Origin of the sequence: Ewingella sp. CoE-038-23 (genome assembly GCF_040419245.1) — a bacterium.
Taxonomy (GTDB): domain Bacteria; phylum Pseudomonadota; class Gammaproteobacteria; order Enterobacterales; family Enterobacteriaceae; genus Ewingella; species Ewingella allii.
In genome coordinates this window covers 3,792,392-3,805,423 of sequence record NZ_JAZHOH010000001.1, presented here as the reverse complement: position 1 = coordinate 3,805,423, position 13,032 = coordinate 3,792,392, and the positions used below count along the sequence as shown (strand labels likewise).

General features: G+C 54.6%; 14 protein-coding genes. 11 read left to right on the top strand and 3 right to left on the bottom strand.

Features of this window, described 5'->3' with window-relative positions:
* Positions 1-10 precede the first annotated feature (10 nt).
* The 7 genes from alsK to V2154_RS18190 all read left to right on the top strand — a co-directional run bounded on the left by alsK (position 11) and on the right by V2154_RS18190 (position 7,116).
* Positions 11-946 (top strand): allose kinase, encoded by a 936-nt coding sequence (alsK, locus tag V2154_RS18220; protein ID WP_353503332.1) that lies wholly within the window; start codon positions 11-13, stop codon positions 944-946.
* Positions 943-1,872 carry a ribokinase gene (gene rbsK, locus V2154_RS18215; RefSeq protein WP_353503331.1) on the top strand — a complete coding sequence of 310 codons (930 nt, stop codon included), beginning with the start codon at positions 943-945 and terminating at the stop codon, positions 1,870-1,872. The genes alsK and rbsK overlap by 4 nt, the downstream gene beginning before the upstream one ends.
* Positions 1,873-2,061: 189 nt before the next feature.
* Entirely contained in the window at positions 2,062-2,934 is an 873-nt protein-coding gene (locus V2154_RS18210) for a carbohydrate ABC transporter permease (protein ID WP_353503330.1), read from the top strand.
* Positions 2,924-3,817: a carbohydrate ABC transporter permease gene (locus V2154_RS18205; protein ID WP_353503329.1), complete on the top strand. Its 894-nt coding sequence runs from the start codon at positions 2,924-2,926 to the stop codon at positions 3,815-3,817. Before V2154_RS18210 ends, V2154_RS18205 begins: the two co-directional genes overlap by 11 nt.
* A gap of 26 nt (positions 3,818-3,843) precedes the next feature.
* Positions 3,844-4,671 carry a phosphodiesterase gene (locus V2154_RS18200; protein WP_034792970.1) on the top strand — a complete coding sequence of 276 codons (828 nt, stop codon included), beginning with the start codon at positions 3,844-3,846 and terminating at the stop codon, positions 4,669-4,671.
* The gene (locus V2154_RS18195) at positions 4,671-5,816 is read left to right on the top strand and encodes an ABC transporter ATP-binding protein (protein ID WP_353503328.1); all 1,146 of its coding nucleotides are present in this window, start codon (positions 4,671-4,673) and stop codon (positions 5,814-5,816) included. Before V2154_RS18200 ends, V2154_RS18195 begins: the two co-directional genes overlap by 1 nt.
* Positions 5,809-7,116 (top strand): ABC transporter substrate-binding protein, encoded by a 1,308-nt coding sequence (locus tag V2154_RS18190; protein ID WP_353504027.1) that lies wholly within the window; start codon positions 5,809-5,811, stop codon positions 7,114-7,116. Before V2154_RS18195 ends, V2154_RS18190 begins: the two co-directional genes overlap by 8 nt.
* A 41-nt stretch (positions 7,117-7,157) precedes the next feature.
* Here the strand turns inward: V2154_RS18190 and V2154_RS18185 are convergent, their stop codons facing one another.
* A complete protein-coding gene (locus V2154_RS18185; protein WP_353503327.1) occupies positions 7,158-7,766 on the bottom strand; it encodes an HD domain-containing protein in 609 nt (202 codons plus the stop codon).
* A 325-nt stretch (positions 7,767-8,091) separates the two neighbouring features.
* Here V2154_RS18185 and trhA point away from each other — a divergent pair, with 325 nt between their 5' ends.
* The gene (trhA, locus tag V2154_RS18180) at positions 8,092-8,736 is read left to right on the top strand and encodes a PAQR family membrane homeostasis protein TrhA (RefSeq protein ID WP_353503326.1); all 645 of its coding nucleotides are present in this window, start codon (positions 8,092-8,094) and stop codon (positions 8,734-8,736) included.
* Between the two features lie 659 nt (positions 8,737-9,395).
* Here trhA and ygfZ read toward each other — a convergent pair.
* Positions 9,396-10,388 carry a tRNA-modifying protein YgfZ gene (gene ygfZ, locus V2154_RS18175; RefSeq protein ID WP_353503325.1) on the bottom strand — a complete coding sequence of 331 codons (993 nt, stop codon included), beginning with the start codon at positions 10,386-10,388 and terminating at the stop codon, positions 9,396-9,398.
* A gap of 279 nt (positions 10,389-10,667) precedes the next feature.
* On the opposite strand from ygfZ, the gene sdhE reads away from it, so the two are divergent.
* Both sdhE and V2154_RS18165 read left to right on the top strand, forming a co-directional pair.
* Positions 10,668-10,934, top strand: coding sequence for an FAD assembly factor SdhE (gene sdhE, locus V2154_RS18170; RefSeq protein ID WP_034793525.1), 267 nt, complete (start codon positions 10,668-10,670; stop codon positions 10,932-10,934).
* Positions 10,915-11,364 (top strand): protein YgfX, encoded by a 450-nt coding sequence (locus V2154_RS18165; RefSeq protein ID WP_353503324.1) that lies wholly within the window; start codon positions 10,915-10,917, stop codon positions 11,362-11,364. The genes sdhE and V2154_RS18165 overlap by 20 nt, the downstream gene beginning before the upstream one ends.
* Positions 11,365-11,434: 70 nt before the next feature.
* Here V2154_RS18165 and fldB read toward each other — a convergent pair whose 3' ends face one another.
* Positions 11,435-11,956, bottom strand: coding sequence for a flavodoxin FldB (gene fldB / locus V2154_RS18160; protein WP_353503323.1), 522 nt, complete (start codon positions 11,954-11,956; stop codon positions 11,435-11,437).
* A gap of 151 nt (positions 11,957-12,107) precedes the next feature.
* Between fldB and xerD the strand changes: the two genes are divergently transcribed.
* Positions 12,108-13,013, top strand: a complete 906-nt coding sequence (gene xerD, locus V2154_RS18155; RefSeq protein ID WP_034792956.1) for a site-specific tyrosine recombinase XerD — start codon at positions 12,108-12,110, stop codon at positions 13,011-13,013.
* Positions 13,014-13,032 lie beyond the last annotated feature (19 nt).

Genomic DNA, 13,032 nt, shown 5'->3' with positions numbered 1-13,032 from the left:
GGGAGAGGCTATGGAGCATTTTCTCGGCGTAGACATTGGCGGCACCAACACGCGGCTGATGCTGATGAACGACCAACAGGTTTTTCAGGGATATCAGAAAGTGCCGACCCGCTCTTGGGCCGAACTGGCTGACCCACTCGGCGGGCTTGAGCAACTGCTTGCCGCGTACCTGCAAGGCACTGCTGCACAGGTGTCTGGGGTGATGCTCGGATTGCCGGGGATTTTGTCCCGCGACCGCAATACCGTGTTATCGCTGCCTTTTATTCCGGCGCTCGATAACCAGCCGGTGGCGAAGCAGCTTTCGGCGCGTCTCTGCCTGCCGGTGAGTATGGATAAAGACGTTAACCACTTGATGTGGTGGGACTTAACCCGTCTCGATGTGCTGCCCGACGTCGCCGTTGGAGTCTACCTCGGTACCGGGTTTGGCAACAGCCTGTGGCTGAATAATGACTTTTATCACGGGGCCCACGGCGGCGCGGGGGAGATTGGTCATATCCCCTTAAAAGACAACCATTTGCTGTGCCCTTGCGGTAAGACGGGCTGTGTCGAAACCCTGACTTCCGGCAACTGGCTTAGCGGTTGGGCCAGCCATCACGCGCCGCAAACCGCGATGTCAGACTTGTTCGTCAAACACGGCGAACACCCGGATTTGCTGGAGTTTATTGAGCGTCTGGCGCGTACCGTCGCCAGCGAAATGAACATCCTCGACCCGCAATATCTGCTGCTGGGCGGCGGCGTGCTGTCGATGGCGGCTTTCCCTATCGAGAAGCTACAGCAGCTGATTCGCTCACATTTGCGCAGTCCGCATCCGGCCAACGGCTTAACTATCGCTATCAGCGGCGTCTCGGACGAAACGGGTTGTCGCGGAGCCTGTCTGGCGGCGCAGCGGCGTTTTGAGCAACAGCGACCTTCACCGCGACATTTTTCACTCAGGAGAGAGGCATGAACAGAGGCAAGGTATGTGTATTTGGATCATTCAACCTCGACATTGTCGCCGGAATGACCCGTTTTCCTCAGCCGGGTGAGTCGCTGATTGCCCGCAACAGCATGATGGGCGCGGGCGGCAAAGGGGCCAATCAGGCCGTCGCCGCGCTGCGCGCCGGTGCGCGAGTTCACTACATTGGTAAAGTCGGGCGAGATGACTTCGGCACCTTTGCGCGTCGCCATCTCGACAGCGCCGGGTTTGATGCCGTGACCCTGTTTTCCACCGCCGAATGTCCCACCGGCAACGCGCTGATTTACGTGGCAGGGGCCGATGCGGAGAACATGATTGCCGTCGACCCCGGCGCGAATCTCACCGTGACCGACGACGAAGTGGAGCAGTGCCGCCCGGCCATTGCCGCCGCCGACATCCTGCTGACCCAGCTGGAAAACAACCTGTCGGCGATTGAGAAGCTGATTGGCATCGCCAAAGATAACGGCACCTTTATTATTCTCAACCCCGCGCCTTTCCAGCCAGTACCTGACAGCCTGCTGGCGCAGGTCGATTTGTTGACGCCGAATGCCACCGAATGCACTTTGCTGACTGGCATTGAAGTGCACGACGTGGCCTCCGCCAAAGTGGCCGCAAAAGCATTGCACGCCAAAGGTATTAAGGCGCTGATCATCACCCTCGGCACCCAAGGTGCGCTGCTCTCGGTGGCGGGGAAAACGGACTTGGTTGCCGCGTTTCCTGCTGTTCCGGTCGACACCACGGGTGCAGGCGACGCCTTCAACGGCGCGCTCGCCTCCCAACTCGCCGCCGGAGCCGAGCTCGCCGACGCCGCGCAATTTGCCTCAGCCTACGCCTCAGTCTGTGTCGAACGAGCCGGCGCCGCCTCATCAATGCCAACTTACGCCGAAGCCAAAGAGCGGCAGATGGTGGTGGTTTGAGTTAACTGCCGATTTCCTGATTTGTCGCCTTTGGGGCGACAGATTAGGGAAGTTTAACACTTAGGTTTCCCCCACTTCGTTCAGTAACATTCGCTCGATTTTCATACAAAAAAGTATCATCTGACTGACACATGGCTGAAACACAGAAAGCTTAGCGTAACGGCTTATTTGACTGCCCGGTAATGAGAAATGCGCCGTTCGCTGTTCCCCTGGTTGGTGCTGATGCCCACCTTGATCTTCCTGTTTTTATTCACCTATTTCCCTTTATTCCGTTCTGCGGCCGACAGTCTGTATGACAGCCGGATGAACTCCGATAACCCGCCGTTTGTTGGTTTGCAGAACTATGTTCGCCTGCTGCAAGACGACGTGTTCTGGCGCGCGCTGCTTAATAACCTGTCTTACATTCTGATGACGGTGATCCCCGGTATCGTGCTGGCGCTGCTGCTGGCGGTGGCGCTATGGGAAAACACCGTGCTCAATCGCTGGCTGCGCACGGCCTTTTTCTTCCCGATGATTATCCCGCTGGTTAGCGCCGCCACCCTGTGGCTGTTTATCTTTATGCCGGGGCTGGGGCTTATCGACTATTACCTGGCGAAGTTTTTCGGGCCGATGAACAACAACTACCTCGGCGCGAGCGACAGCGCGCTGATTGCGCTGAGCGTGATTGGCGTGTGGAAATTCGCGGGTTACTACATGCTGTTTTTCCTCGCCGGATTGCAGTCGATTCCCGCTTCGGCGCGCGAAGCGGCGATGATGGAAGGGGCATCTCGCATCCAAACCTTCTTCTATGTCACCTTGCCACTGCTGCGCCCGACCATCAGTTTTGTGGTCACCATCGCGCTGATTTACGCCATCACCCAAATCGATCACGTGCCGGTGATGACGCAGGGCGGGCCGAATAACGCCACCACCGTGATGCTCTATTACATCCAAAGTTTAGCTAACGACACCCACGATTTAGGCAAAGCTTCGGCCGCGACCTTCCTGACGCTGATTTTGCTGTTTGGTTTCTCGGTGATGAACCTGCGAGTGCTGGAGAGAGGGGCGCACTATGAGCGTTGAAACGTCTGACAACCTGCTGGTGACCGGCACGAAGAACCGCAGCCGCCAGCCTTCCCTGCTACTGCGCGGCGCGCGCCGTTCTACGCTGCCGCTTCTGCTGGTGTGCGGCGCGCTGCTGTGGGTCGCCCCTTTTATCTGGATGCTGTCGGCCTCCTTTAGCGAAAGCAGTTTCGGGCCGGGCATGGCGTCGCTGCTGCCGCGCTTCCCGCTGACGCTGCAAAACTTCCGCGACGCGTGGGACAGTGCCGACTGGCTGCGGCTCTACGCCAACACCATCTTCTTCTCCTTCGGCACCTTCTTGGTCCAGCTGGTGACCATCACCACGGCGGGCTACGTCTTCGCCTACCACGAGTTTCGTGGCAAACAGACGCTGTTCTACCTGCTGCTGATCCAACTGATGATCATGCCGGTGGTGATGATGGTGCCGAACATGATGATCCTCAAACAGTTCGGCCTGCTCAATACATTGACCGGCGTGATGATGCCGTACTTCGCTTCGGCGTTCGGCGTGTTCTTAATGCGCCAGGCGTTTCTGAGCATTCCGCGCGAAATCGAAGAGGCGGCGCTGATGGAGGGCTGTCGCTGGTGGCAAGTGGTGTTCCGCGTGCTGATCCCGATGTCGTGGCCAGCCATTTTGGCCTTCGCCACTGTCAGCATCACCTATCACTGGAATGAATACCTGTGGCCGCTGATGGTGCTCAACGACCCGGATAAACAGGTGCTCACCGTCGGGCTGGTCTCCTTTGCCATGGGCGCGGAGTCGGGCGGGCAGTGGGGGCTTATCACCGCAGGCACGCTGATGGTGTGCTTGCCGCTAATGCTGGCATTCGTTCTGTTCCAGAAACAATTTCTTAAAAGCTTTGGCTTTTCAGGCATTAAATAAACTGCCGTTAAATAAAGGGGTTACCGATGTTTCTCGCTCAAATTTCCGATATGCATTTCCGTAGTCAGGGCCGCAAGCTGTATGACTTTATCGACGTCAACGCCTGCAATGCCGAGGTGGTAAACCAGCTAAATGCGCTGGAAGAGCGCCCTGACGCGGTAGTGATCACCGGTGACATCGTCAACTGTGGACTGCCCGCCGAGTATCTGGTGGCGCGCCGCACGCTGCAAAACCTGCATTACCCGCTGTACATCATACCGGGCAATCATGACGACAAAGCGCAGTTCCTCGAAGCACTGCACCCGCTGTGCCCTGAACTGGGCCACGACCCGCAAAACATGCGCTACGCGGTGGACGATTTCGACATGCGTTTGCTGTTTATCGACAGCAGCCTGGCGGGCGAGTCCAAAGGCTTTTTGACACCAGAAACCCTGTCATGGCTGGAAGAGCAGTTGAAAGCAGGCGGCGACAAGCCAACGGCGGTGTTTATGCATCATCCGCCAGTTAAGGTCGGTTCGGCGCAGATGGACTCTATTTCTTGCGAGAACGGCGACGAACTGCTGGCGCTAATTGACCGTTTTCCGTCGCTGTGTCGTGTATTCTGCGGTCACACGCACCGCCTGATTTTCACTCAGTATCGCCAAGCCATCATCACCACTATTCCGGGTACCGTGCATCAAGTGCCTTACTATCACCACAACCCAGCGCCTTTCTATAACCTCGAACCTGCGGCCTGCGTGATGCACCGTCTGGTGGAGAAAACTGGCTTAGTCAGCTACTTGCACCCGCTTTCGCAATATCCGGGACCGTACCTGTATGACGCCACCATCAGCTGCCCGGTGGATGACGAATAATGTCGCGAATTCGTCTTGAGAATATCTGCAAGCAGTTTGAAGGCAGCACGGCGGTGAACAACCTGTCGCTGGAGATCGCCGACGGCGAGTTTCTGGTGCTGGTGGGGCCGTCCGGCTGTGGCAAAAGCACCTTGCTGCGCCTGTTGGCGGGGCTGGAAAACGTCAGTAGTGGGCGAATTTTGCAGGATGGCGAAGACATTACCGCGCTGGAGCCGCGCGAGCGCAACTTCTCGATGATTTTCCAGAACTACGCGCTGTTCCCGCATATGACCGTTGAGCAGAACATCACCTTTGGCATGCGGATGCGCAATGAGCCGAAGTCGCAGCATCGAGCGCGCGTCGATCGCGTGGCTGCGCTGTTGCAGCTTGAGCCGCTGCTGGATCGCAAACCGGGGAAACTTTCCGGCGGCCAGCGCCAGCGCGTGGCAATGGCGCGCGCGATTGTGCGCGATCCCAAGCTGTTTTTGATGGATGAGCCGCTGTCGAACCTTGATGCGCGTCTGCGTACCGAGGTGCGAGATGGCATCATGGCGCTGCATAAGCAGTTGAAAACTAGCACAGTTTACGTGACTCATGACCAGATGGAAGCCATGACGATGGCCGACCGTATCGCGGTGTTGGACAAAGGCCACTTGCAGCAAATCGGCGCGCCGGAAACCCTGTATGCCCAGCCCGCCAATCTTTTTGTTGCCGGATTTATCGGCACGCCGTCGATGAACATCTTCAAACTGCCTTGCCAGCAGGGCGTGGTGCAGTTTGGCGATCACGCTATTGCCTTACCAGAGAGCGAGCACGCGCATGGCTTGAACGAAGTCTATTTGGGCATTCGCCCTGAGCACTTGAGCGACCAGCCGAATGAAGAACGCACTTTAGCCCTTAGCGTCACGCTGAATCATCGTGAGTTGCTGGGTGCTGAGTACCTGTGCCATGCCGACACGGGCTATGGACACATTCGTTATTTATTGAAAAATCAGAATGTTAAAAATCTGCGGCGTATTCAGGCCGAGGGAGAATCCACTTTGGTTATCCCACAACCGGGCGACCGCGTGACCTTGTACTTCTCTTTGCACGACCTTCATCTTTTTTCGGGCCAAAACCAGCAAAATCTTCACCAGGAGATCCAACATGCGTTGCACTATGCCTAAACTCCACGCGCTGACACTCGCCATCGGGCTGCTGTCGGCTGGCGCGGCGTCAGCAAAACAAAATATTGATTTCATGTTCCCGGCGCCGGTAGACGGCAAGCTGACCATGGAAATGACCCGTGTAATCAAAGAGTTCAACGATTCTCAAACCGATGTCGAAGTGCGCGGTATCTTCACTGGCAACTACGACACCACCAAAGTGAAAGCGGAAGCGGCGGCTAAATCAGGCCAGCCTCCGGCGCTGGTGATTATGTCTGCCAACTTCACGGCGGATTTAGCCATCAAAAATGAAATTCTGCCGATGGACGACCTGTTCAAATACGGCAACCAAAAAGCCACGCCTTTCCTGACTGAAAACTTCTGGCCCGCCATGCGCCAAAACGCGCAGGTTAACGGCGTGACTTATGCGATCCCATTCCACAACTCGACGCCAATTCTCTATTACAACAAAGACTTGTTCGCTAAAGCGGGCATTTCTGCGCCGCCGAAGAACTGGGATGAACTGCTGGAAGATGCCAAAAAGCTGACGGATAAAGCCAAAGGGCAGTGGGGCATTATGTTGCCATCGACCAACGATGACTACGGCGGCTGGATCCTCTCTGCGCTGACCCGGGCCAACGGCGGCCAATACTTCAACGCCGATTATCCGGGCGAGGTGTATTACAACACTGCCTCGACCGTGGGTGCATTACAGTTCTGGCAGAACCTGATTTATCGCGACAACGTGATGCCATCCGGCGTGTTGAACTCCAAGCAGATCAGCGCGGCGTTCTTCTCCGGCAAGCTGGGGATGACCATGCTGAGTACCGGCGCGCTGGGCTTTATGCGGGAAAACACCAAAGATTTCGAGCTGGGCGTGGCGATGATGCCGCAGAAGGTGCGTAACGGCGTAAGCATCGGCGGGGCAAGTCTGGTGAGCTTCAAAGGCATCACTGACGACCAGAAAAAGGCGGCTTATACCTTCCTGCAATATCTGGTTAGCCCGAAAGTGAATGGCGCGTGGAGCCGTTTCACCGGCTATTTCTCGCCGCGTATTGCCTCTTATGATTTGCCGGAAATGAAGGATTATTTGGCGAAAGACCCGCGTGCCGAAATTGCTCTGCAACAGCTGAAATACGCCTATCCGTGGTATTCAACCTATGAGACGGTGGCCGTGCGTCAGGCGATGGAAAATCAGCTCGGGGCCTTGGTTAATGACCAGAAAGTCACGCCACAGGCTGCTGCTGCCGCTGCGCAGGAAAAAGCGGATGCCATCATGAAGCCGTATGTAGACCAGACGGCGCTCAGCGTGCCGAAATAAGTGCTAAACACGCCTCCCTCTTCGCTAGGGAGGCGTAAACATTACTTCAACCAGCCCTGGGCATGAGCATGGTCCAGATGGCCGCGAATGTGTTGCCACAGCTCTGGATTGATGTCGCCAATGAAAGAATTGCGCGCCAGAACCTGCTCCAGACGGATATTGTTCTCCACCCAGCTTTGACCTTTATTGTTCAGGTTCATCACCACCGGCAGAATACGGTCAATCACCAGCGCAAAGCGCGCTTCCGGGGTTTCACCAGCTTCGTACTCATTCCACAAATCAAGGAACTGCTGATCGAGTGGCGCAGGCAGCATGCCGAACAGGCGTTTAGCCGCCAACACTTCTTGGTCATGCACGGCTTCGCGGGCGGCAAGGTCATACACCAGCACGTCGCCGGCGTCGATCTCCACGATGTCGTGTACCAGAGCCATGCGGATCACTTTCTGAATATCGACATCTTTAGGCGCGTAGGGCGCGAGGGACATAGCCGCCACAGCGAAGTGCCAGCTGTGCTCTGCTGAGTTTTCCTGACGCTGAGTGCCAAGCACCTTAGTGCGGCGTTGTACGCTTTTCAGTTTGTCGATTTCCATCAGGAACTGAAAAACGTCGGTCATTGAGCCGAAATTCAGCGCGGAAGAAGCTACAGACATAATCAAACCTCAGTCATTGGCAGGGAATTCCCCCCTACGATAATCCGATGAGGCCAAAAAATCATGTCTTTACATAAATCAGCCGAGATTTTTCTCGAATGATAATTCACCGGAATTATTAATAACTTGAACGATTAGAAGGGCTTCAGACTCGGGTTGTTCCGAAATGCTTACCAAGCTAAGAGTATGTTACAACAGTTAATACTAATTTTTGGCTTACACGTGTACACTGGAATTATTCTCAGTTACCCTACTGAGTAGGTAAATTTTTGACCAATTTTTCTTCTCAATCTTTTATCAAAATTACCTCGAGGGTTAGTAATTTATGACTAAATCGTTGCCTCAGGCTTATCCCTGGGCCGAAGAGATAGCCAACAGCCTGAGCCATGGCGTCGGGTTAGTGTTGGGTATCGTAGGACTGGTTTTACTTCTTGTTCAAGCTATGGCGACCAATGCTGGCGTGATAGCAATCACTAGCTATAGCCTCTACGGCGGCAGCATGATCCTGCTGTTTTTGGCTTCCACGCTGTACCATGCCATTCCGCATGAAAAAGCCAAATACTGGCTGAAAAAGCTCGATCACTGCGCCATTTATATCTTAATCGCCGGCACCTATACGCCATTCCTGCTGGTGGGGTTGAACTCGCCGCTGGCAAGAGGCCTGATGGCGGTCATTTGGGGACTGGCGCTGTTTGGCGTGATTTTTAAAATGGCCTTTGCACATCGGTTTGAAGTGTTGTCGCTGATCACTTATCTCACCATGGGCTGGCTGTCACTGATTGTTATTTATCAGCTGGCGGTACGTCTTTCTGCGGGCGGCGTGGCGCTGCTGGCTATCGGCGGGTTGCTATATACGCTGGGGGTGATTTTCTACGCCTCTAAGCGAATTCGCTTCGGGCATGCTATCTGGCACGGCTTTGTGCTGGGCGGGTGTGCCTGCCATTTCTTCGCGGTTTACTTCTATATCTGATTTACCTTCATCCTTCGCACTGTCTCAGCGTTGGCTGCGGGGATTCACCCTGGTCACTTACCAGTGTAAGCTCCCAGGGATTCATCCCCTTGCCGCCTTGATACAGTGCAAATGATTTAGGTAAATCCAGCGTCTGCTATTGGTGGAGAGAGATCTTTTTCAATTACGTCATCCTTCGCACTGTCTCAGCGTTGGCTGCGGGGATTCACCCTGGTCACTTACCAGTGTAAGCTTCCAGGGATTCATCCCCTTGCCGCCTTGATACAGTGCGAATGATTTAGGTAAATCCAGCGTCTGCTATTGATGGAGAGATGATCTTTTTCAATTACGTCATCCTTCGCACTGTCTCTGCGTTGGCTTCGGGGACTCACTCTGGTCACTAACCAGTGTAAGCTCTCAGGGATTCATCCCCTTGCCGCCTTGATACAGTGCGAATGATTTAGGTAAATCCAGCGTCTGCTATTGATGGAGAGAAATCTTTTTCAATTACTTCATCCTTCGCACTGTCTCAGCGTTGGCTGCGGGGACTCACCCTGGTCACTTACCAGTGTAAGCTCTCAGGGATTCATCCCCTTGCCGCCTTGATACAGTGCGAATGATATAGGTAAATTCAGCGTCTGCTATTGAGGGAGGAAAATATCTTTCCTCCATTATTTCGATTACTTCTCTTCCACCAACGAATACGGCAGTGGCTGAATGCTCAGCTGGCTTGCGGCGTCGTCGCGTACGCGCAGGTTGGCGTCGGCGTCGAGGTCATTGTTGAGCACGGCTTGTACCCACAGTGAACCGTCGTTGAGCTGGCTGGCGGCCAGAATGGTGCCGGTACGACGCCAGTTCTCACCCAGTTGTAACTCTAAATCATCCCCGGCAGCTGGAACCTTGCTGGCTTTACCCGCCAGCCAGTACAGAGCGCGTTTATTGGCTCCGCGGTATTTGGCGCGCGCCACCATCTCCTGACCGGCGTAGCAGCCTTTACTGAAGCTGATGCCGTCCAGCGCCTGAATATTGGTGGCCTGCGGGATGAATTGCACGGTGTTGACGGTATCAATTACCGGATAACCAGCTTCAATATCCAGCGCCAGCCACTGTTGGCTGTCATTCAACTGGGCCTGATCGCCAATCTCCGTTACCACTTGTTCCGCCTTTTCAGGGCTGGTGACAATCAGATAGCGCTCGGCCGGCAGCGGCAGGTACAGCAGGGTGCTTTCATCTTGCTGAACCACCGGCTGTTCGGCAGTAGGCAAGCTGGAGAATACGCCTTTCAGGGCGGCGTTGGCCTGGAAACCGGCCACGCCCAGCAGCACCACGTCGTCGTCTTCAGTGAACGTCACTTTCGAGAACACGGCGTACTTTTTCATTTCGGTCATCTGCTGGTTTCGCAGGTTGCGGCGCTCGATGAAAGCCATGCCGTCACCGCGCTTGAACAGACGCATATTGCTCCACATTTTGCCTTTCGCATCGCAGTGAGCACACAGGATGTGTTGGTCTGGAGAGAGCGCCTCGACGTCGGCCGTGACCTGACCTTGCAAATATTTCACTGTATCTGCGCCGGTCATGGTGACCATCGCCCAGTCTTCCAGTGAAATTAAAGTCAGCGGCAGATGTGATGAAGCTGAAGGTTTTTGCGGTGGAAACGGAAACTTGTACGCCATGATGCAATCCTAGGCTGAGGTAAATGGACAATTAACTTCATGGTAAAAGAGCTAGCCTGCTTTGCAAACTCAATTTATGCCATTTCCAAGACACCTCGCAGGAGAATGGCGCGTTACATCACCGTTGCTTGTCTTTATGCGAGGCGTGATGGAGATATGAACATTGAGGCATGTAAAGGTTACGCCTGAGGTGTGCAGGCTGGTAGAATCTTCCCAGACCGATTAAATAATCATTAATGTACTCCAATAAAGAGCCAGCCTATGGAAAGCAAAGCCCCACTGGATATTCATAACAAGTCCCGCATTCACTGGGCTTGTCGTCGCGGTATGCGCGAGCTTGATATCTCCATCATGCCTTTTTTTGAATATGAGTATGACAGCCTTGATGATACAGATAAGGCGCTATTTGCCCGTCTGTTGACCTGTGATGACCCTGATTTATTCAACTGGTTGATGAATCACGGCGAACCAAAAGATGCCGAGTTACAACGGATGGTGGCCCTCATTCAGACGCGAAATAAAGACCGTGGCCCTGTGGCAATGTGATTTACGGGTTTCATGGCGCTCGCAGCTCATCTCACTGGGGATCCACGGTGCGATAATGCTGCTTATTCTGCTGGCGCCTTGGTCTGCGGGCTATTGGCCAGTGTGGATGACGCTACTGCTGGTGGTCATTTTCGAATGTATTCGCAGCCAGCGGCGCATTACGTCGCGTCACGGTGAGATAAGCCTGCTCGATAACCAGCGGGTTATTTGGCAGCAGCAAGAGTGGGTTATCATCAAACCGGCGTGGATGCTGAAAAGCGGCATGCTTTTGTCATTGCAGCGCGAAAAGCGCAAAGGTGGCTTAAGGCAGGCGATGAAGAGTTCACGGCAGAAGCTGTGGCTTTCATCAGACAGCATGAGTCAGGAAGAGTGGCGGCGTTTGCGCCAGCTATTGCTGAGTGCTCAGCAGCAGGAAAACGGCCAGCAGTAACCCGCTTCGGATGTGCGCAAAGGGTATAGCCCAAGAGGCTCGAGTGCTGAGCCTCCTGTGGCGGGCGGCATTAGCCGAGTAGCGCGTCCATCTCTATCAAGATTTGGTCGCACCAGTCTTGCAGGCGTTCTTCGCTCAGGTCGTACTGGTTGACTTCATCAAGCGCCAGGCCGACGAAGTGCTTGCCGTCGGCACTCAGCGGTTTTGGACTGGTGAATTCAAAACCGTCAATCGGCCAGAAGCCAATAAACTGCACGCCTAGTGGCAGTAAGCGATCATAAAGCATGCCGAGTGCGTCGAGGAACCATTCCCCGTAGCCCAGCTGGTCTCCCATGCCGTACATGGCGATAATTTTTCCGTTGAGATCCAGCGTCGGAAGTTTGTCCCAAATGGCTTCCCAATCTTCCTGTATTTCGCCGAAATCCCACGTCGGAATGCCGAGGATCAGAATGTCATACTCTTCCATTTTGACCGGATCGACATCTTTCAAATTGTGCAAATCGACCAGCTCTTCACCCAGAATTTCGCGAATTTTCTCCGCGGCCATTTCGGTGTAACAGGTGCTTGAGCCGTAAAAAAGACCAATCTTCATGCTTGTTGCCGTAACGTCATAAGAATGTGAATGGCAGATAGTGTAACAGATTTGCTCAGCACTCCGTCACAATGGCAGGCATAATGAGGGCTAATCGCCGGACGCTGAAACCCTCGTTGAGGACGCAGCCGAATGAAATTAAGGAGTCAACGTGCCGAATGCTGACCATGATCAGGCTCTTTGCGAGCAGTTTTTGGATACGCTATGGATAGAGCGTAATCTCGCGGAAAATACGCTGGCGTCTTATCGTCTGGATTTGAAATCCCTGCTCGGCTGGCTGAGTCACCATGAAACCGACCTGACGAACGTGCAGGCTGCCGATCTCCAGGCTTTTCTGGCTGAACGCGTCGAGGGCGGCTATAAGGCCACCAGTTCGGCTCGCCTGCTCAGCGCGATGCGTCGCCTGTTTCAATATATGAACCGCGAATCGCTGCGCCACGATGACCCGACGGCGCTGCTCTCCTCGCCAAAACTGCCTCAGCGTTTGCCAAAGGATCTTAGCGAGGCGCAGGTCGACGCGCTTCTGGCTGCCCCCAACGTTGATATTCCATTGGAGCTGCGCGACAAGGCAATGCTGGAGTTGCTCTATGCCACCGGCCTGCGCGTCTCGGAGCTGGTCGGTTTAACGCTCAGCGATATCAGCCTGCGCCAAGGCGTGGTGCGTGTCATCGGTAAAGGCGACAAAGAGCGGCTGGTGCCGATGGGCGAAGAGGCGGTGTATTGGATTGAAAACTACTTCGAACATGGTCGCCCGTGGATGCTCAACGGGGCTTCGGTAGATGTGGTATTCCCGAGCAACCGCGCGCAGAAAATGACCCGCCAGACTTTCTGGCATCGCATCAAACACTATGCGATCCTTGCGGGTATTGATGCCGAGCGGCTCTCTCCGCACGTCTTACGTCACGCTTTTGCCACCCATTTACTGAACCACGGGGCTGACTTGCGTGTCGTACAAATGCTATTAGGTCACAGCGATCTGTCGACCACTCAAATTTATACCCATGTAGCGACTGAACGACTTAAACAGCTACATCAACAACATCACCCTCGCGGCTAACGCGCGAGGAGATAAAGGA